Source organism: Bogoriella caseilytica (genome assembly GCF_003752405.1).
Taxonomy (GTDB): Bacteria; Actinomycetota; Actinomycetes; order Actinomycetales; family Actinomycetaceae; genus Allobogoriella; species Allobogoriella caseilytica.
In genome coordinates, this window is the sequence record NZ_RKHK01000001.1 from 1,529,005 (window position 1) to 1,548,053 (window position 19,049).

Annotated in this window: 19 protein-coding genes; 12 read left to right on the forward strand and 7 right to left on the reverse strand. The window is 71.0% G+C overall.

Annotated elements, in window-relative coordinates; all coding sequences use genetic code 11:
* Position 1 precedes the first annotated feature (1 nt).
* Entirely contained in the window at positions 2-1,741 is a 1,740-nt protein-coding gene (gene cydD, locus EDD31_RS06855; protein WP_123303496.1) for a thiol reductant ABC exporter subunit CydD, read from the forward strand.
* Complete coding sequence (gene cydC, locus EDD31_RS06860; protein ID WP_281270427.1) at positions 1,738-3,480, forward strand: thiol reductant ABC exporter subunit CydC; 1,743 nt, start codon at positions 1,738-1,740, stop codon at positions 3,478-3,480. Before cydD ends, cydC begins: the two co-directional genes overlap by 4 nt.
* Here the strand turns inward: cydC and EDD31_RS06865 are convergent.
* The 5 genes from EDD31_RS06865 to EDD31_RS06885 form a co-directional block, all read right to left on the reverse strand.
* Positions 3,477-4,181, reverse strand: coding sequence for an anti-sigma factor (locus EDD31_RS06865; RefSeq protein WP_123303497.1), 705 nt, complete (start codon positions 4,179-4,181; stop codon positions 3,477-3,479). The genes cydC and EDD31_RS06865 overlap by 4 nt on opposite strands.
* Positions 4,178-4,837, reverse strand: coding sequence for an ECF RNA polymerase sigma factor SigK (sigK, locus tag EDD31_RS06870; RefSeq protein ID WP_123303498.1), 660 nt, complete (start codon positions 4,835-4,837; stop codon positions 4,178-4,180). The genes EDD31_RS06865 and sigK overlap by 4 nt, the downstream gene beginning before the upstream one ends.
* Entirely contained in the window at positions 4,834-5,661 is an 828-nt protein-coding gene (locus tag EDD31_RS06875; RefSeq protein WP_123303499.1) for a hypothetical protein, read from the reverse strand. The genes sigK and EDD31_RS06875 overlap by 4 nt, the downstream gene beginning before the upstream one ends.
* Positions 5,658-6,452: a ferritin family protein gene (locus EDD31_RS06880; protein WP_123303500.1), complete on the reverse strand. Its 795-nt coding sequence runs from the start codon at positions 6,450-6,452 to the stop codon at positions 5,658-5,660. The genes EDD31_RS06875 and EDD31_RS06880 overlap by 4 nt, the downstream gene beginning before the upstream one ends.
* Before the next feature lie 134 nt (positions 6,453-6,586).
* Positions 6,587-7,165 (reverse strand): MarR family winged helix-turn-helix transcriptional regulator, encoded by a 579-nt coding sequence (locus EDD31_RS06885; RefSeq protein WP_245990996.1) that lies wholly within the window; start codon positions 7,163-7,165, stop codon positions 6,587-6,589.
* Between the two features lie 77 nt (positions 7,166-7,242).
* Between EDD31_RS06885 and idi the strand changes: the two genes are divergently transcribed.
* From idi to EDD31_RS06915, 7 genes are read left to right on the forward strand one after another with little or no spacing between them, the layout of a single operon-like run.
* Positions 7,243-7,812 (forward strand): isopentenyl-diphosphate Delta-isomerase, encoded by a 570-nt coding sequence (gene idi / locus EDD31_RS06890; protein WP_123303501.1) that lies wholly within the window; start codon positions 7,243-7,245, stop codon positions 7,810-7,812.
* The gene (locus EDD31_RS06895) at positions 7,809-8,852 is read left to right on the forward strand and encodes a polyprenyl synthetase family protein (protein ID WP_170163221.1); all 1,044 of its coding nucleotides are present in this window, start codon (positions 7,809-7,811) and stop codon (positions 8,850-8,852) included. The genes idi and EDD31_RS06895 overlap by 4 nt, the downstream gene beginning before the upstream one ends.
* The gene (locus EDD31_RS14730; RefSeq protein ID WP_170163222.1) at positions 8,849-9,736 is read left to right on the forward strand and encodes a phytoene/squalene synthase family protein; all 888 of its coding nucleotides are present in this window, start codon (positions 8,849-8,851) and stop codon (positions 9,734-9,736) included. The genes EDD31_RS06895 and EDD31_RS14730 overlap by 4 nt, the downstream gene beginning before the upstream one ends.
* Positions 9,733-11,295, forward strand: a complete 1,563-nt coding sequence (gene crtI / locus EDD31_RS14735; protein ID WP_170163223.1) for a phytoene desaturase family protein — start codon at positions 9,733-9,735, stop codon at positions 11,293-11,295. The genes EDD31_RS14730 and crtI overlap by 4 nt, the downstream gene beginning before the upstream one ends.
* Complete coding sequence (locus tag EDD31_RS06905; RefSeq protein WP_123303503.1) at positions 11,292-11,621, forward strand: lycopene cyclase domain-containing protein; 330 nt, start codon at positions 11,292-11,294, stop codon at positions 11,619-11,621. The genes crtI and EDD31_RS06905 overlap by 4 nt, the downstream gene beginning before the upstream one ends.
* Entirely contained in the window at positions 11,618-11,947 is a 330-nt protein-coding gene (locus EDD31_RS06910) for a lycopene cyclase domain-containing protein (protein WP_123303504.1), read from the forward strand. Before EDD31_RS06905 ends, EDD31_RS06910 begins: the two co-directional genes overlap by 4 nt.
* Positions 11,937-12,788, forward strand: a complete 852-nt coding sequence (locus tag EDD31_RS06915) for a prenyltransferase (RefSeq protein ID WP_123303505.1) — start codon at positions 11,937-11,939, stop codon at positions 12,786-12,788. Before EDD31_RS06910 ends, EDD31_RS06915 begins: the two co-directional genes overlap by 11 nt.
* Before the next feature lie 15 nt (positions 12,789-12,803).
* On the opposite strand, the gene EDD31_RS06920 is transcribed toward EDD31_RS06915, so the two are convergent.
* Positions 12,804-13,709, reverse strand: coding sequence for a GNAT family N-acetyltransferase (locus EDD31_RS06920; RefSeq protein ID WP_170163224.1), 906 nt, complete (start codon positions 13,707-13,709; stop codon positions 12,804-12,806).
* Between the two features lie 91 nt (positions 13,710-13,800).
* Positions 13,801-14,292 (reverse strand): GNAT family N-acetyltransferase, encoded by a 492-nt coding sequence (locus tag EDD31_RS06925; protein ID WP_211336176.1) that lies wholly within the window; start codon positions 14,290-14,292, stop codon positions 13,801-13,803.
* A gap of 218 nt (positions 14,293-14,510) precedes the next feature.
* Here EDD31_RS06925 and EDD31_RS06930 point away from each other — a divergent pair, with 218 nt between their 5' ends.
* The 3 genes from EDD31_RS06930 to EDD31_RS06940 all read left to right on the forward strand — a co-directional run bounded on the left by EDD31_RS06930 (position 14,511) and on the right by EDD31_RS06940 (position 19,042).
* On the forward strand, positions 14,511-14,702 hold the full coding sequence (locus EDD31_RS06930; RefSeq protein ID WP_123303507.1) for a hypothetical protein: 192 nt from the start codon (positions 14,511-14,513) through the stop codon (positions 14,700-14,702).
* 199 nt (positions 14,703-14,901) lie between these two features.
* The gene (locus tag EDD31_RS06935) at positions 14,902-16,653 is read left to right on the forward strand and encodes an ABC-F family ATP-binding cassette domain-containing protein (RefSeq protein WP_123305260.1); all 1,752 of its coding nucleotides are present in this window, start codon (positions 14,902-14,904) and stop codon (positions 16,651-16,653) included.
* Positions 16,654-16,777: 124 nt separating this feature from the next.
* Positions 16,778-19,042, forward strand: a complete 2,265-nt coding sequence (locus EDD31_RS06940) for a SpoIIE family protein phosphatase (protein ID WP_123303508.1) — start codon at positions 16,778-16,780, stop codon at positions 19,040-19,042.
* Positions 19,043-19,049 lie beyond the last annotated feature (7 nt).

Sequence of the window (19,049 nt, forward strand, 5' to 3'; positions counted from 1 at the left end):
CATGAGGCCTCTCGATCCGCGGCTGCTGCGCCGAGCCCGGGCAGTCCGCCACCATGTGGCACTGACTGCCGTGCTCGGCCTGGTCTCAGCCCTGCTCGTGGTGGCGCAGGCCGTGCTCGTGGCGCTGCTGCTGGTCCCGCTCATCCAGGATCAGTCCATCGACGCCGAGCGCGCCATCCAGTTGCTCACGGCTTTGGCCGCCGTGGCGGCCGCGCGGGCAGTGGCTGCCTGGGCTCAGGAGCGCTACGCACAACGCGCGGCCACCCGCACCATCGCGGAGCTGCGCGAGCAGGTGGTGAACCATGCCGCAGCCCTGGGGCCCCGGTGGGAGCCGCGCAAGGCCGAGGTGGCCACCCTGGTCACCCGGGGGCTGGATGACCTCGCCCCCTATCTGGTGAAGTACCTGCCGGCCCTGATGCTCACCGCGCTGGCCACCCCGGTGCTGCTGCTGGTGTTGCTGCGCCTGGACTGGGTCTCCTTCCTCATCTGCGTGGTCACCCTGCCCCTGGTGCCACTGTTCATGTGGCTGGTGGGCGTGATGACCGCGGGCACCAGCGAGCGCCGTCTCGCAGTCGTCTCGGCCCTGGGTGCCCAGGTGCTGGACCTGCTCGCCGGCCTGCCCACCCTGCGGGCCTTCGGGCGCGAGATCGGTCCCGGTGCCCGCGTGCGGGCGCTGGGGGAGGCCTCCAAGCGCGCCACCATGGGCACCCTGCGCATCGCCTTCCTCTCCGGCATGGTGCTGGAGTTGCTCACCACGCTCTCGGTGGCGATCGTGGCCGTGGGCGTGGGGCTACGCCTGGTCTACGGCGAGATCGACCTGTTGCCGGCGCTGATCGTGCTCATGCTCGCGCCCGAGGTCTATCTGCCCCTGCGCCAGGTGGGGGCCCAGTTCCACGCCTCCACCGACGGCCTGGCCGCGGCGGAGAAGGCCTTCGCCATCCTGGAGACCCCGGCCGACAGCCAGGACATCAGCGACGCCGGCCGCCGAGCCGCCCCTGCCGCCGTGCACGCGGTGCGCTTCGAGCACGTCACGGTTCGCGCGGGCGACCGCGGCCTGGAGGCTCCGGCCGATCTGAGCACTCGCATCCCCCTCGACGGCCGCGTGATCGCCTGGCGCGGGCCCTCTGGAGCGGGTAAGTCCACCGCCGCCCTGGTCCTCCTCGGGCTCATGCGCCCCGATTCCGGCCGGGTGCTTCTCGAGGCCGAGGGCGAGAGCCTCGATCTGAGCCACACCGACCTCGAGGCCTGGTGGCGCCAGATCGTGTGGGTACCGCAACGGCCCGCGCTGCCACCAGGCCCGCTGCGCGCCGTGGTCACCGAGGGCAACCCGGCCACCGAGGACGAGCTGGTTGCCGCGGCCCGCGCCACCGGGCTGGACGACGTCGTCGCCGCGCTCCCGCAGGGCTGGGACACCGAGATCGGCCTGGGAGGCGTGGGCTTGAGCGCCGGGCAACGCCAACGTGTGGCCCTGACCGCCGCTCTCCTGACCGGAGCCGATCGCCGCCTGGTCATCCTCGACGAACCCACCGCGCATCTGGACGCCGACGGCGAACAGGTCATTCTCGACGCTGTGCGCTCCTGGCGCGCAGCCGGGCGCACTGTGCTGCTCATCGCGCACCGCGCCTCGCTGCTCTCCCTGGCAGACGACGTGGTGGAGATCGGTAGCCAGGAGACCACCACCGACACGCCCCCGGTCGCTGAAGGTCTGCCCGCGGCTCAGCCCCTGGAGGTGGCCCGATGAGCCTGCGCCGTGATCCGTTGCTGCGGCTGCTCCCGATGCTGGAGGTCCGCCCGGCCCGGGTGGCCCGCGCCATCGCCCTGGGCACCCTGGCCCTGGGTTGTGCCGTGGGCCTGGCCGCTGCCTCCGCCTGGCTGATCGCCCGTGCCTCGCAGATGCCGCCCGTGCTGACCCTGACCGTGGCGGTCGTCTCCGTGCGCGCCTTCGGTATCGGCCGCGGTCTCTTCCGCTACCTGGAGCGACTCGCCTCCCACGACGTCGCCCTGCTGGGCATGGCGGCCCTGCGGGCCAACGTCTACGAGGGCATCAGCCAGGCCCCGGCCACGCGGGTGGCGGCCCTGCGCCGCGGCGATCTGCTCGCCCGGGCCGGCGCCGACGTCGACGCCGTGGGCGATGTGGTGGTCAAGGCCCTCATCCCCGCCGGAGTCGCGGTCACGGTGGGCCTGGGATCCGTGGCGCTGGTGGGCACCCTCTTGCCGGCCGCTGGCCTGGCGCTGTTGCTGTGCCTGCTGATCATCGGCGTGCTCGCGCCGTGGCTGGCCGCCCGGGCCGCCGAGAGTGTGGAACTGCAGGGTGCGGCCGCACGCTCGGATGTCACCACGCGGGCGCTGACCATCCTGGAGGAGGGACAACAGCTCCGGGTGGCCGGCCGGCTCCAGGAGGATCTCGCCGCTCTGCGTGAGGCCGATGCCCGGCTGGCCGGCACCGGGGAGGACGGCGCGCGTATTGCCGGTCTCGGTGCGGCCCTGGGCGCCGCCGCACAGACCCTCGCGGTGCTGGCCTGCCTGGCGCTGGGTATGCGGGCCGTGGGGCCCGGCGGGGCGCTGAGCCCCACCCAGCTCGCCGTCGTCGTGCTGACGCCGCTGGCCGTCTTCGAGGTCACCTCCGTGTTGCCTGCCGCAGCCGTGCAGGTGCGCCGCTCGCGTGAGGCGGCCCGCCGTCTGCTGCAGCTACTGCCCAATCAGAGGCAGGCTCAGCCCGCAGCGGCACCCGCACCGGCCACCCCCGCTCCCGCCGGGCAGCTCTTGCAACTCGGCGCACTGCAGGCCGGCTGGGCACCGGGGGCAGTGGTGGTCAGCGGCCTCGACCTCAGTCTGCCCCCCGGCGCCGTGGTGGCGCTCGCCGGCCCGTCGGGATGCGGCAAGACCACCGTCCTCATGACCGCCGCCGGCCTCCTTCCGCCACTGGGCGGGCAGGCGCGAGCCACCGATCCGCTCCTCGTGGCCGAGGACGGGCACCTCTTTGCCACCACCGTGCTGGAGAACCTGCGGGTGGCCGACGGCGCGGTGACCCCCGTCCAGGCTCGCGCAGCCTTGAGCGAGGCCGGTCTCGGCCCCTGGCTCGCCGCCCTGCCCGACGGGCTGGACACGGTGCTGGGCACCGGGGGCACCACCGTCTCCGGAGGGGAACGCCGCCGGTTGCTCGTGGCCCGAGCCCTGCTCTCTCCCGCCCGGGTGCTGTTGGTGGACGAACCCGCCGAGCATCTCGACGCCGCCTCAGCGGATGCCGTGGTGGCCGCCCTGGCCGGGCATGTGCGCCGCACGGGGCGCGCGCTGGTCTTCGCCACCCATCGACTCAGTGGTGCCGCTGCGGCCGATGAGGTGATCCTCCTCGGCTCTGCGGGCGCGACCGCCGAGGCCGGGCCCACCCGCGTGGTGGCACGCGGCAGCCACGAGGAGCTGGCTCGGCTCGTGCCGGCCTACGGCGAGGCGCTGCGCCGCGAACGTGACCGGGTGGGTTAGCCACCCAGGATCAGGATCGGATCGGAGGTGGGCTCGGGCGAGCCGCCCGCCGGTTCGATGGTCATGGCCAAGGCAGCACCGGGGGGCAGGGGATCCAGGCGCGCCTCAAGTCGACCGTCCACGACGCCGAGCACTCCGGCGGAGCTCGGTCCGCCCTCGTCGATCACCCACAGCTGGTAGGTGCTGTCCTCTCCCAGCTCCGGCACAGCCGAGGCGGCGAAAAGCACTTCCTCCTGGGAGACGAGGGCCGCGGCCCGGCCGCCCCCTGTGATCTCCGTGCTGAGCAACTCGGCGTCCGGTCGAGCCAGTGCCTCGGTGAACTCGCGGAGCTCGTCCTCAGCCGTGCCGGCGCGATCGGCCTGCTGGACCGCGATTCCGGTGGGGATCAGCACCGCCACCGCGGCGGCAGCGGTGAGCCACCATCGCGAACCCCGCCGCCGGGAGATGCCCGGGTTGGCCGACGGCCCGGCGGATCCACGCTGCGGGGCGGTGGCCACCTGGGCCAGAACCTTCTCGCGCAGCTCCTGCGGTGCGGGCATGGCATCCGCCTGGGCGAGGCGCGCCACCGTCTCCCGCAGGGCCCGTGCCTCGGCGGCGAGCTCCTCGTCCTCAGCGATGGCGCGCTCGACCACGCGGCGCTCCACGTCGTCGACGGCGTCCAGCGCCCAGGCGCCGAGAAGTCCCCTGGCCTCGCGGTTCACGGCTCCACCCCCAGGCACCCGCGCAACTGGAGCAACCCGTCGCGAATGCGCGTCTTCACCGCGGCGAGCGAAGCCGCCACTTGATCGGCGACCTCGCGGTAGGTCAGACCACCGTAGTAGGCGGCGATCACGGCCTCGCGTTGCAGCGCGGTGAGGGCACCCAGGCAGCTGCGGACCCGGTCCCGCGCCTCGGCGGCCTCCGCTGCTTCGACCACCTCGTCAAACGGACGCGACACCAGCGCCGCCGCCCGTGCCTCCCGCTCGCGGCTCGACTGCAGGCTCCGCACCCGATCGACAGCCCGCCGGCGGGCGATCGTCACGATCCACGAGAGAGCGCTACCCCGGGCCGGGTCGAAGCGGGCCGCATCGCGCCAGATCTCCACCATGACCTCCTGGCTGAGATCGGCGCTCAGGTCCGGATCGCGGAGCACTCGCAGCGCCGTGCCGTGCACCAGCGCGGAGGCGGCATCGTAGAGCTGCGCAAAGGCCTCCTGGTCGCCGTCGGCGACACGGGGCAGGAGCTGCCCGATGTGCTCGGCGCGAGCGGCGCGGCTGTCGGAGGTCACCAGGACACTATGGACTGCCGGAGCCTCCACCGTGGCCAGGATCGCCCGGGTGGGCCGCGCCAGTTCGCCGGCGCAGGCAAGCGCCGTCATCGGAACCGCTTGCCGAGGATCCGGTTTCGCTCCCGGGTGAGCGTCCGGACCCCCGGCGCACCGATCAGCGTGCCGAACTGCACCTCCGCGGCGGCCGCGGCCACGTGGAAGGACCGTTCCTCCAGCAGGTGCCCCACGGCCACGTGCGCGGGCAGGGTGCCGGCGTACCGGGTGCCCGGCCACCGCCACTGGCTGAGAGCACGGCGGGTATAGCGCCGGGCGCGGGCCACGCCGCGGCATTCCTCGCTGTGCGCGCCGACGCCGGAGGTGGTCAAGGCCGCGGCCACCTCGGTGGTGAAGAACTCCCGATGGCGCGCCTTCACCGCGCAGACACCCACCGATAGTTCCGCCAGGCCGGGCTCGGTGGCACCCAGGCTCTCGTGGAGCAGGGCGGTGGCGGTGGTGTCCAGCCAGCTGTGCGCCAGGGCCGCGGCCGCGAGGTCGGCACCGAGCACATTGCTGCGGAAGGCTCCCACCGGGGCTGCACCGCGTTCGTCCCACACGCGGCGCAGCCGGCCGGCGCCGGTGGGCGTGGGAGCGCGCGGCGGCAGGTCGTGCGCCACCAGGATGTCGCGCAGCCGCTCACTGAGCTGGTGCTGCTCGAAGGACCAGGTGATCAAGAAGGCGGTGAGGCGAGAGTCGGAATGCGCCGGGGTGACCAACAGTTCGCGCAGGCGGTCCAGCGCGGTGCGCTCAATGGACCAGAGGTAACTCAGTGCACGCAGGGTGGATTGAGGCAGGGCGATGGGAAGATCGCCACTGCTGCGGCGCAGATCGTGCGGATGGCGGGTGAAGTGAGCGACGTCGAAGCCGGTGGAGGTCACGCCGCTACCTCCCGGGCATCCAGGGCATCAGCCACCAGCCGCAGCCCGGCCAAGCCCGGGAGCTTGCTGAGGTGCCGGTCGATGGCGTCGATCTCCTTGCGGCCTTCCGGCCCGGAGAAGAGGTGGGAGAGCACGAACTGCACATCCTCCTCACTGGAGACCCCCGATCCCACCGGCTGCCACGCGGTGCGCAGGGCCAGGCGCACCAGCCGCTGCGCCTTGGGGTTGTCCGCCAAGCGGGCACGTGCCTGGGTGGCGTAGAACGCGATGTGCTTGGTCTCCTGCGCGGCGATGCGCCGCACCAGGGTGGTCAGCACCGGGTGGTCCGAGAGCGTGGCCAGACGGCGGTATCCCGCGGCGGTCGACCACTCGTTCAGCGCCCCCCACGTCATGTGCACGGCGATGAAGTCCTTGCCCATGACGTTCGAGAGCACGGACTGGCGCACCGGCGAGAGGCGATCGCGCCAGCCGAGCTTGATGCGGCGCGCCTTGACCTGATCGAAACCGATGGCGATGCCGTGGCGGGCGAGCACCTCGGCGAGCGCCTCGCCGTGCCAGAACTCCTCGCGGTTCCAGATCGTCATGAAGGTGCTGACCTCGCCGTCCTTGCGCGAGGGCGTCACCAGCATGTCGCGCAGGTAGCAGACCGTGTGGAACTCGATATCGCACATGTAGTGCAGCGTGCGCAGGATGTCGGGCGGCAGCGGATCGGTGGCGAAGGAGTCGAAATCGAGATCCTCGTAGCGCAATGCCTCAGATTCCTCGGCATAGCGGTTGATGTCGAAGGCCATGGCACTTCCTTCCCAGTCACGAACGTTCCCCCGCGCGGCGGCGGGAAGAACGTGGTCCTCTAGCAGTCAGCGTGAGGAGTTCGGAGCTGGAGGCAAGAAGGATGGGTCGGATCTTGTGCGCAGGTGCACCCCGATCACAGCTGGGGTCGGTCTGCCTCGACAGCCGTATCGATGGCGTCCGCCGCACTGAGGGCGTCGAGGAAACCGATCACGGTCTCACGTTCCTGCGCGGTCAGAGCGGCGGCCACCGCGAAGCGCCGGGCATGGCGCCGCCCGATCGTCTCGCGCGCCGCGGTGCGGGTCTCGGGCGAGACGACGATCGCCAGCGCCCGCCGGTCCACCGGGTGCGGTCGCCGTTCGATGTGGCCCCCGGCGGCCAGGCGGTCGAGCAGCTTGGTGGTCGAGGCCGAGGAGATCCCCAGGTGGTGCGCGATGTCGCTCGCGGTCACCACCTGCTTCCGGTTCTGCTCCACGATCAGATATCGCAGGGCGCGCATATCCGTCTCGCCCAAACGCATGTACCGGCGCGACGCCTCACTGGAGCGCTGCTCGCTCTCGCGCCAGCGCCGCATCGCGGCCATCACGGCCATTGCGTGCTCGATCTCGTCATCCGGCAGCCCGCCCCAGCCGACGTACTCATCCTCGGAATCCAGCAGGCGTGGGTCCAGAAAGGCGCGGTGCGCATCGCGTGCGGCAGCGGTTCGGGCGGACACATGCCGATAGTAGCCTCATCATGTAGCTTGCCGAACTAGACAATTGATCTGCCCGACCCCGGCCGAGGAGGCCATGAATGTCCGTTTCCGCCGAACAGGTCGTCCTCCTGGACGATGCGGGCGTCAGGATCGGCACTGCTGCGAAGTCGACCGTGCACGACGAGGCCACGCCCCTGCACTTGGCCTTCTCCTGTCACGTGCTCGGGCCGGATGGCCGTGTGCTGGTGAGTCGCCGCGCCCTGGGTAAGCGGGCCTGGCCGGGGGTGTGGACCAACGCGTTCTGCGGCCACCCAGGGCCCGAGGAAGACACCGCGGCCGCGATCCACCGACGGGCAGAGTTCGAGCTGGGACTCACCGTCCAGGGCGTCACCCCGGCACTGCCGGACTTCCGCTACCGCGCGGTCGACGCCTCCGGGATCGTGGAGAACGAGATCTGCCCGGTCTTCCTCGCCCACACCAGCGCTGAACCGGACCCCCACCCCGAGGAGGTCATGGAGATCGCGTGGGTCGAGCCGGCCGACCTCGCCGGAGCCATCGCGCGCACCCCGTGGGCCTTCAGCCCGTGGCTGGTGCTCCAGGCGGCGCAACTCCCCCTCCTGGCCGCGCCCGGTGCTGGTCGCCGGGGCCCCACAGCGGAGGAGCAGTGACGGCGGCCGTGGTCACGGAAGCTGTGGAGCAGCGCCTCGAGCAGTTCTTCGCCGAGCGGATCGACCGCGCGAGGCAGATCGGGCCGCTCTACGCCGAGCTCTGGGAGGGACTGCGCCGCTCGAACGAGGGCGGAAAGCGCGTACGGCCCCACCTGGTCCTGGCCGCCCACCGCGCTTACGGCGGTGAGGAGGACAGTGCGGCCATCACGCTTGCTGCGGCCTTCGAACTCCTCCATCACGCGCTGCTGCTGCATGACGACGTCATCGATGGCGATCTGATCCGGCGCGGCCGGCCCAACCTCGCCGGCACCCAGCAGGCCGCTGCCGAAGCCGCCGGCCTGCCGCCGGCACGCGCCCAACTCTGGGGAGAGTCCTCGGCGATCCTTGCCGGCGACCTCATGCTCAGCTCCGCCCACACCCTGGTGGCCGGCGTGCCGGCGCAGGCCCGCGCCGAGGTGCTGGAGATCTTCGATGAGACCGTCTATCTCGCTGCGGCCGGTGAGCAGGCCGACGTCGCACTCAGCGTGGGAATGCTCGACGCCGACCCCGAGGGCCTGATGAGCGTGATGGCGAACAAGACCGCCTCCTACTCCTTCGCTGCGCCACTGCGTGCCGGTGCGGCATTGGCCGGCGCCGGCCAGCAGATCACGCAGGATCTGGAGGCCATCGGTCACCAGATGGGCATCCTCTTCCAGTTGCGCGATGACATGCTCGGCGTGTTCGGCCAGGAGCAGCTCACCGGCAAGAGCGCGCTCGGCGATCTGCGCGAGGGCAAGCGCACGGTGCTGATCTCGCGTGCCGAGCAGCTGCCCGCCTGGCAGCTCGTGCGCCACTTGTTCGGCAAACCCGACCTCACCGACGCTGAGGCTGAGCGGCTCCGCAGCGCCCTGATGGACACCGGTGCGTACGAGGCCGTGGAGAGCATGATTGCCGAAGGCCGCGCCGAGCTGTTGGTGCGCATCGGTGAGTCGGGCGCACCGCGCTCGCTGCAAGAAGAACTGGCCCGCCTCACTTGGCGCTGCACGGATCGGGACGCATGAACGAATCGACCGGCCTCGAGCTGTATGCACGGACCTCGCACCAGGCCGCCGCCGTGGTCCTGCAGGCCTACTCCACCTCCTTCGGGCTCGCTTCGCGTCTGCTGCCCCCCGCAACCCGTGGGCAGATCAGCGACATCTATGCACTGGTGCGCATCGCCGACGAAGTGGTCGACGGGCCCGGCGCGGAGGCCGGCCTGACCGGCGCGCAGCAGCGCAGCGCCCTCGACGCCCTCGAGGCGGAGACGCTCGCAGCGATGGACCGGTGCTACAGCACCAACATCGTGGTGCACGCCTTTGCGGAGACCGCGCGGACCTGCGGGATCGGCCCCGAACTGGTGGTGCCCTTCTTCGCCTCGATGCGCCGCGACCTCGACCCCATCGTGGACCTCAGCGAGGAGGAGTACCGCCGCTACATCCACGGCTCGGCCGAGGTGGTGGGGGAGATGTGCCTGCAGGCGTACCTCGTGGGCCACGACCGGGAGCCGGATGTGCGTGAGGTCCTGCACGCCGGTGCGCGGCACCTGGGTGCGGCCTTCCAGAAGATCAACTTCCTGCGCGACCTCGGCGATGATCATGGCCGGCTGGGCCGGAGCTACTTTCCCGGCGTCGAGCCCGGGCAGCTGGAGGAGGCAGATAAGCACGCGATCCTGGCGGATATCCGCGCGGATCTGGTCGAGGTCTGGGCCTCCATGCCCCACCTGCCACGGGGACCACGGCGCGCCACCGCCGCTGCCGCAGGCCTGTTCACCGAGCTCGCGGCACGTATCCATCACACTCCGGCTCGTGATCTGCTGGAGCATCGCGTCTCGGTGCCCGCCCCGGTCAAGCTCCGGGTGGTGGCGGCGGCCGTGCGCCGGGCCAACGCTCTGGGAAGGGACACATGAGCCGATCACTGCGCTCCGCCGGCTCTCGGGTGGCGGTCATCGGCGGTGGTATCGCCGGGCTGGCGACGGCCGCGCTCCTGGCCCGCGAGGGCCGCGACGTCACCCTGCTGGAGGCGCGCCCCGACCTCGGGGGGCGAGCCGGGCGCTGGGAACAGGATGGATTCTCCTTCGACACCGGCCCGTCCTGGTATCTCATGCCGGAGGTCTTCGATCACTTCTTCCGGCTCCTGGGTACCAGCTCCGCCGAACAGCTGAATCTGGTGCGCCTGGACCCGAGCTACCGGGTGTTCTTCGAGGGTGACGCCCGCGCCTTCGACCTGCCGGCCGAGGGTGCCCGCGACGCTCTCAAGGCTCTCGACCCAGGTTCGGCGCGGGCAATCGATGCCTACCTGGACTCCGCCGACACCACCTACGCGATGGCCGTGCAGCGCTTCCTGTACGGGAACTTCACCTCGCTGCGTCCCTTCCTGAACGCCAGCACGCTGCGTTCCGCCCCGCGTCTGGCTCGTCTGCTCCTGCAGCCGATGCACCGGTTCATCGCGCAGCACACCTCCGATCCGCGCTTGCAGCAGATCCTCGGCTATCCGGCGGTCTTCCTCGGCACCTCGCCTTACGTGGCGCCGAGCATGTACCACCTGATGAGCCACCTGGACGTCGACGACGGCGTGTACTACCCGCGTGGGGGCTTCGGCTCACTCATCGATGCCGTGGCGCGGCTCGCTGAGCAGCACGGCGCCCGTCTGCTCACCGGCAGCGCGGTCACCAGCATCGACGTGGCGGGCGGACAAGCCCGCGCCGTCTCCTACACCGGCCCGGACGGCGCACCCCGGACGCTCGAAACCGACCTAGTGGTCTCCTCGGCGGACCTCGCGGTGACCGAGCAGCAGTTGCTCGACCCCGAGCACCGCAGCCGCAGCGCCCGCTGGTGGAAGCGCCGCGATCCCGGGCCGGGGGCCGTCCTGGCCATGCTCGGGGTGCGCGGGGAACTGCCGGAGCTCGCGCACCACAGCCTGCTGTTCGTGCGGGACTGGAAACAGGGCTTCGACGCCATCGCCGGCCAGCAGCCCACCATGCCTGATCCCGCGTCGATCTACGTCTCCCGCACCAGCGCCACTGACGACGTCGCCCCCGAGGGTGACGAGAGCCTGTTCATCCTGGTGCCGGCGCCCGCCAACCCCGCCATCGGTTCCGGCGGGCTCGACGGCGCCGGTGACCCCGGCGTCGAAGCCATCGCGGATCGCGCCATCGCGCAGATCTCCGCGTGGGCCGGCATTCCGGACCTGGCCGAGCGGGTGGTGGTGCGGCGCACCGTGGGGCCGGCCGACTTCGAACGGGACTTCGGCGCCTGGCGCGGCGGCGCAATCGGGCCGGCACATACGCTGCGGCAGAGCGCCTTCTTCCGTGGTTCCACGCAATCGTCGAAGGTGGCGAACCTGCTCTATGCCGGAGCCACCACGGTGCCCGGCGTCGGTCTGCCGATGTGCTTGATCAGCGCCGAGCTGGTGCTCAAGCGCCTGCGCGGCGATTCCTCCGCCGCCCCGCTGGAGGCGCCGCTGTGAGCGTCGTTTATCTGGCCACGCTTCTGGTGGTCATCGGCTGCATGGTGCTGATCGACCACCGGTGGAAGCTGTTCTTCTTCCGCGCGCCGCGCCGGGCCGCGGTGGTGCTGGCCCTGGGGGTCGCCTTCTTCCTGCTCTGGGACGTGGTGGGCATCTGGCTGGGCATCTTCTACCGCGGTGAGGGCGAGATCATGACCGGCATCCTGCTCGGCCCCGAGTTGCCGCTCGAGGAGCTCTTCTTCCTGATTTTCCTGTGCTATCAGACGATGATCTGGGTCAACGGTGCTCGCCTGATCGCCGCTCGACGTCGGGAGCGGGCCGCGTGACTTATCTGCTGATCTCGATCCCCTTCCTGCTGGTGGCGGCCGGCATCGCCCTGGTGGCCCACCGCCGAGCGCGCCGGCCCGGGGCCCCTGCGGAAGCTCGCATGCCGTGGAAGGCGATGCTCGCCGCCGGCGCGCTGCTGATGCTGCTCACCGCCATCTTCGACACCGTCATCATCGGGGTGGGCCTGGTGGACTACGACGAGTCCCTGATCCTGGGCTGGCGGATCGGCCTGGCGCCCATCGAGGACTTCGCCTATCCGCTCGCCGGCGTCATCCTGCTCCCGGCGCTCTGGGCACTGCTGGGAGGACGACGCGATGCTTCGTGACCTGCTGACCACCTCGCGGCCCCTGAGCTGGATCAACACCGCCTATCCCTTCGCCGCCGCCTACTGGATGGTCACCCGGGAGATCGACGCCGCCCTCATCGTGGGCGCTCTGTTCTTCCTGATCCCCTACAACGTGGCGATGTACGGGATCAACGACGTCTTCGACTACGCCTCCGATCTGGCCAACCCGCGCAAGGGGGGCGCCGAAGGGGCGGTGCTGCAGCCGCGCATGCACCGCGTCACGCTGGTCGCCGCCGCCGTGCTCTGCCTGCCGCTGGCGGCGGTGCTGGTCACCTTCGGTTCCTGGCCGTCCTGGATCGCGCTGGGGATCAGCCTCTTCGCCGTGGTGGCCTACTCGGCGCCGGGTTTGCGGTTCAAGGAGAGACCTTTCCTGGACTCGATCACCTCCAGCACCCACTTCGTGAGCCCCGCGGTCTATGGCCTGCTGCTCGCCGGCGCGGAGTGGAGTGTGGCGCTGTACGCCCTGCTCGCGGCGTTCTTCCTGTGGGGCATGGCCAGCCACGCCTTCGGCGCGGTGCAGGACGTGGTGCCCGACCGCGCCGGGGGGATCGGCTCGATCGCCACTGTGCTCGGCGCTGCCTGGACCGTGCGCTTCGCACTGGCGGCCTGGCTGGCCGCGGGCCTGCTGATGCTGCTCACCGGCTGGCCCGGGGCGCTGGCGGCGCTCTTCGTCATCCCCTACCTGGCGCTGGCTGCGCCCTTCGCGAGCGTGTCCGACGAGGACTCCGGAGCGGCCAACCGCGGCTGGCGGCGCTTCCTCGGGGCGAACTACTTGGTGGGTTTCCTGGTGACCATGCTGCTCATCGCGGTGGCCTGGTAGCGCCGGCAGCCCTGGTTACCCGGTGCGCCGGAGCGAGCGCGTCCACGTCGTCCACAGCGGCCGGTAGCCGCTGCGGTGCCAGAAGGGCGCCGAGAGCGGGTTCGACGCGCTGTAATGCAGGGAGATCGCCGGGATGCCGGCGTCGTCCGCGGCCCGATGAGCACGCGATACCAAGGCGGCGCCCACACCGGCGCTGCGGGAGGACGGGCTCACCATCATCGCCCCGAGGTAGGCCGCCGGGTCCTGGCGGATCAAGGGCTGCATCCACGCGGAGTGCTCCGGGGTCGAGAGCAGCAGCATGCCGACCACCACGCCGTCGTGCTCGGCCACCCAGGAGTAGCGCCGTTCGTTCGTCTGCAGGGACTCCCGGATCAACTCCTCGGCGCGGGGCCGGCGCGGATGGTCCAGGAAGTGCTGATCGTTGTCCACGAGGTCCAACCAGAGCCGTGTGGCGACGGGGACATCCTCGTCGGTGAGGCTGCGGATGGTGACCTCGGGGTTCCCTTCCGGTGCTGGCCGGCCTGCCGGCCGTAGCGCCACCACCGTCTTGGGAGCGAAGCCGGCACGCCGCAGGGGGCGCACCATGGCGATGTCGCGGCTGGGCCAGGTCACCATCGCCTCGACATCTTCCAGCTCATCGTCCGGCTCCGGGAGTTCTCGCCGGTGCGTCTCCCAGCGGGAGAGCAGCGCAGCCATGGCCTCGGGGTGCTGCACCCGGGCTCGCATCACGTGCTGCTCATCGGCGGACCAGACGGCGGTGAAGGAGTCCAGATCGCTCCGGATGATCTCCACGTGGGCTGCGCCGCCGTCGACGGTGAGGAGGGCGCCGGATTCCACCGACTCCGGCAACGGCGCCTGCTCGGGCAGCGCGGGATCGATGAGGGCGAGGCGCTCGCGGTGGGCGGTGGTCAGGTCGGTCATGGGCCCTTCCCGAATGGAGGCGGAGTACTCCGAGTGTGTGCCGTCAGCATCGCTGATGAGAATCATTTGCACAAGAACGGAGCCTCTCGCCTCAGCGCACGAGGCGGACCTCGGCCCCGTCGAACTCCTCGTCATCGTTGCGGGCGCCGTCCGGGTGGAACCCGTTGCGTGCGTAGAAGGCTCGGGCGCGGGCATTGTCCTCCGCGACCCACAGTTGCGCCGACGCGGTGCCGAGGACGGCATCGAGCAGCGCCTGCCCGGCACCGCTGCCGTGATGGCCTGGGCGGACATAGAGCACGTTGAGCTCCAGCTCGCGCGCCGGGGTGCCGCGGTCCGGATCGTCTGCGGTGGCTGGCCCGGCCATCGCCAGGCCGACGACCTGCCCCGCGCTGTCCGCGACCGCCAGGCGTCGCTCGCCCGGTTCAGCCAGGATCCGCCGCCACATCTGCCGGCGGCGCTCCAGCGCGGCGTCGTCGTAGAAGCGCTCGGGCAGGATGTGGGAGTAGGTCTCCCGCCACCCGGTGTTGTGCACCCAGGCCATGGCCTCGGCATCGTCGGGCCGTGGCGGGCGGATGCTGGGCATGCTGATCACGGCGTGACTCTAGTGCGGCGGCGCGCCGGAGATCCCGTGGCGCGCGCGGTGCCGCGCGCTCACCGCGCCGTCCTCGATGACGTCAGAAAGGTGACCAGATCGTCGAAACGTCAGCTCGCTGGGTGATTGGTCGACGCATGCCACTGCCAGTACCCACACTCCCGTCGGGCTCGAGACGATGGGGTGATGTTCTCGCTGCGCGGCACAGCATGCGCCGGTTCGATCCCAGTCCCCTGACTCTGGTCGAGCTGGGAGCGGTGCTCTGGTACGCCTACGGGCAGCGCGTCGATGGCGGCCGCACCGTGCCCTCGGCGCACGGCGTCATCACCGAGATGACCGGCCACCGCCCGCTCGGCTTCCTCACCCTCGGACGACCCGCGACCAGCCCGCACTCACGGTAGCCGGCGGATGACCGCGCCGGCGTCGGCTGCCGCGCCAGGCACTGGCGCCGATGGCGAGCGGCACGGATAGCGGAAAAGCCGTGGCGCTCGCCGTACTGTCCTGCCTAGCCTGAGCGCATGCGTCGCTGACCCTCGATTCCCTCCTGTGCCCGAGGCCTGTGCCCCGCGGGAGTCCGACCGCACCGAGGAGACCGCGCCCATGACTTCTGCCTTGCTGCACCCCGGCAGCTCCCACCGCAGCGCACCGCACCTCAGCATCGAGGGCATCTCGCTGTCCTTCGGTGAGCGCCGCGTGCTCACCGACATCTCCTTCGCCGTGCCCGCGGGCGAGCGGGTGGGGCTGATCGGTGAGAACGGTTCGGGAAAGACCACCCTGCTGCGCCTGGCGGCCGGGCTGCTCACGCCTGATGCCGGCACCATCCGCGCCGACGCTCCCGGGGGCGGCAACGCCCGCATCGGCCTGCTGCACCAGGAGGCCCCTTTCGACGCCGCAGCGAGCGTGACCGAAGCGTTGGAGGCCGCGGTGAGACCGGCGCGGGTCGCGGCCGCCGCCGTGGATGAGGCCGCTCTCGCCCTGGCAGACGAGCCGCACAGTGCGGTCGCCGCCCAGCGTTACGCGACCGCGCTGGAGCGCGCCGAGCTGCTCCAGGTCTGGGATGTCGAGGCCCGGTTCGGCGCGATGCTCGCCGGGCTCGGCTTGGCCGACCTGCCCCGCGATCGTGCCACCGGGCAGCTCTCCGGAGGCCAGCGCGCGCGCCTCGCCCTGGCGTGGTTGCTGCTCAGCGCCCCCGACGTGTTGCTGCTGGACGAACCCACCAACCATCTCGATGACGCCGGCACCGCGCACCTGTCGGGCGTACTCGCCGGCTGGACTGGCCCGGTACTGATGGCCAGCCACGACCGCGCCTTCCTCGACGAGACCGTCACCGCCTTGGTCGACCTCGACCCCGCCCCTCTTCCGCACTCCGTGGCCGGTCCGCTGAAAGCCGATGGCCCCGGCAGTGGGATCGGGGCCACCCGCTACAGCGGCAGCTACACGGACTACCTGCATTCCCGGATGGACGCGCGCGAGCGATGGGAGCGGCAGTACCGCGAGGAACAGGCCGAGCTGGCCCGGCTGCGCGCCGGGGTGCGCACCAGCCACACGGTCGGGCACGAGAACTGGTCACCGCGCACCGAGAACCGCATGGCCCAGAAGTTCTACGCCGATCGCAATGCCAAGGCCGTGTCCCGGCGCGTCAACGATGCCCGCTCCCGCCTGGCCGACCTGGAGGAATCCCAGGTCCGCAAGCCTCCTGCGGAACTGTGGTTCCGTGGACTCTCGGCTGCGGAACCCGTCCAGCCCGGCCGCCGGCACTCCGGGCCGGTGCTCATCGCCGCGCAGACCGCCGTCGACGGCCGGCTCCCGCCGACCTCACTCAGCGTGAGCGCCGGGCAGAAGTGGTTGATCACGGGCCCCAACGGCTCGGGGAAGTCCACGCTGCTGCGCGCGCTCGCGGGGGAGCTCTCGCCGACCTCGGGGAGCGTGCACCGGGCGGAAGGGCTGCGGGTGGGGCTACTCGCCCAGGAGGTGAAACTCCCCGACCCCGAAGGGCGCGGGCCGGATCGCACGGCTCATCAGGCCTACGAGGATCTCGCCGGCCGGAGCCGAGCCGAGCAGGTGCCGCTGTCACGCTTCGGATTGCTGGCGGGCCGCGATGAGAACCGGCCCGTGCGTGTGCTGAGCGTGGGCCAGCAGCGCCGGCTCGCCCTCGCGGTGCTGCTGGCCGACCCACCGGATGTGCTGCTGCTGGACGAGCCCACGAACCACCTCGCGCTCACGCTCGTGACGCAGCTCGAGGCGGCGATCCCGGACTATCCCGGGGCCGTCGTTGTCGCCTCGCACGACCGGTGGCTACGCCGCACCTGGCGTGGCGAGCGGCTCGAGCTCGGTGTGCACGGAATGCCGTGAGGACCAGCTATTCTCGGCCTGGTTGTGATCATTTCTCGTCGGCCAGCGGCGTCGCCCTCGTGGCAAGGATGCCCTCCGGCCCACGGCTGGCCGTGCACCCAAGACGTAAGGGCAGAATCCGCGCATGATGAACCTGCCTGACCCCTTGGCGCCCGAACTTGTCGCAGGTTGCGAGGCGGAGCCCATCCACATCCCCGGTTCAGTGCAGCGACGCGGCGTCATGCTCGTGGTCGAGGACGGCGTGGTCGTCCAGGCCTCGGAGAACCTCCACGAACTCCTGCCCTGCAGCGCCGAGGGCGCAGTCGGTCAGCCGCTGGCCTCGGTGATCGGGCCCGCCGCGGCGGACATTCTGGCCACGGAGGCGTCAACAGGTGGACCGTTGGCGGACTCCCTTCAGCACCTCATGGTCGACGGCACTCCCTACCTTGCGGCGTTGCATCGCAGTAGCCAGGGCAGCCTCATCCTCGAGGTGGAGCCGATGCAGGGGAGCAATTGGGAGGGCCCGGCGAGTGTTTTCCCGGAGACCCACAATGTGCTCCGTGATGCGGCTGCGGCCGTCAGTTCCGAGCAGATGTACGCGCTGGCCGCTGCCGGTGTGCGGCGCCTGACCGGCTTCGACCGGGTCATGGTCTACGTCTTCGACAGGGATTACAACGGCCGCGTGGTTGCTGAGGACTCGGCAGCAGGGCTCGATTCCTTCCTCGACCTGCACTTCCCGGCCTCCGACATCCCTGCCCAAGCGCGGGCCCTGTACGAGAAGAGCTGGATCCGACTGATCTCCGATGTCAACGAGGAGCCGGCGCGGTTACTGCCGCACCGGCGCCCCGGTACCGGCGATCCCACCGACCTCACCTTTGCCACGCTGCGTGCGGTCTCTCCCGTGCACGTGGAGTACCTGCGCAACATGGGCGTGCGCGCCTCGATGTCGGTCTCACTTCTCGACGAGGGGCGGCTGTGGGGTCTGGTGGCGTGCCACCACTATTCCGGAGCCCACACGCCTTCCCTCGACGTGCGCGCCGCCGTCGAAACCCTGGCGGCCGGCCTCTCGCAACGACTGGCGTTGCGCGCCGCAGCCGACCGGGCAGACCGGGCCAGTGATGTTCAGGAGGCCCTGCGTGAGCTGGTGGAAGACCGGCGTAGCGCTCCGTTGGCCCAGCGTCTGGCTGCTCCGCGCCTGCTACGCACCCTGGACGCCGACGGGATCGCGGTGGAGGTCGATGGCCACAGCGCCGTGCACGGGCTGACCCCGGCCAACCATGCGGAGGTGATCTCCGCCGTCCTGGGCCTCACACCCGAGCCCCGCTTCGGCGGGCTGGTCTACACCTGTGAGTCTTTCGCCTCGGCCGGTATCTCGGTGTCCGAGGCGGACAGTGGCGTGGCTGGAGCGCTGGTGGTCCGGCTACCGGACAGTGGAACACTCGCCCTGTTCCGCCGCGAGGCCCAGCGGGAAGTCTCCTGGGGCGGGGATCCATCTGAGAAGCGCGCCGTCACCGAGGAGGACGGCACTCAACGACTGGGGCCACGGCGCTCCTTCGCGGCCTGGCGTGAGCGCGTCACCGGATCCTGCCGCCCGTGGGGCCGGGAGGACATGGAGGGTGCGATCGCCTCGCGCCGGGTGCTGGTGGAGATGCTCTTCCACCAGCTCAGGAGCGAGACCGGCGCGGCCGTGGCGCTGCAGCGCTCCTCCTTGCCCGAGCAGCTGCCCTCGCCGGAGAAGTGGACCATCGGTGCGTGCTACTACCCGGCCGACGGCGCACGCGTGGGCGGGGACTGGTACGACGTCTTCGAGCTTCCCTCTGGCGATATCGCGCTCGTCGTCGGTGACGTGGCTGGGCACGGCCTGGCCGCTGCCTCCACCATGAGCCAGCTGCGCAACGGCCTGCGCTCACTCCTGATCTCCGATCCGCGGCCCCAGGTTGCCGTCTCCGGTCTGGATCGACTCCTCCGGCAGTTGCTGCCTCAGGACATGGCCACGCTCTGGCTGGGCCTGTTCGACCCCGCGACCGGTAGGGTCGACTACCTCAGCTGCGGGCATCCGCCCGCCATGATCGCCCGGGCCGGCGGCGCGCGCCGCCTCGATCTGGCCGATGAGTTGCCCTTGGGTTTCCTGCTGCGCCCGCCGCAGCCACTGACCTTCACCCTGCAGCCCGATGAGACCCTGCTGGTCTACAGCGACGGCTTGGTGGAGCGACGCGGTGAGTCTCTGGACCGCAGGATCGAGCAGCTCCGGGAGAACGTCGCAAGGTCCCAGGATCTCAACGTGCTCGGAGCGCTGATGTCTCCCGGGGAGTTCGATGACGACGTCACTATGCTGATGGTGCGCGGTCACCAGAATCCGGGTGGTTCCGAGCTGCAGCCCGATGAGGACTCCGAGCTCGCCTGCATCTGAACGGGTC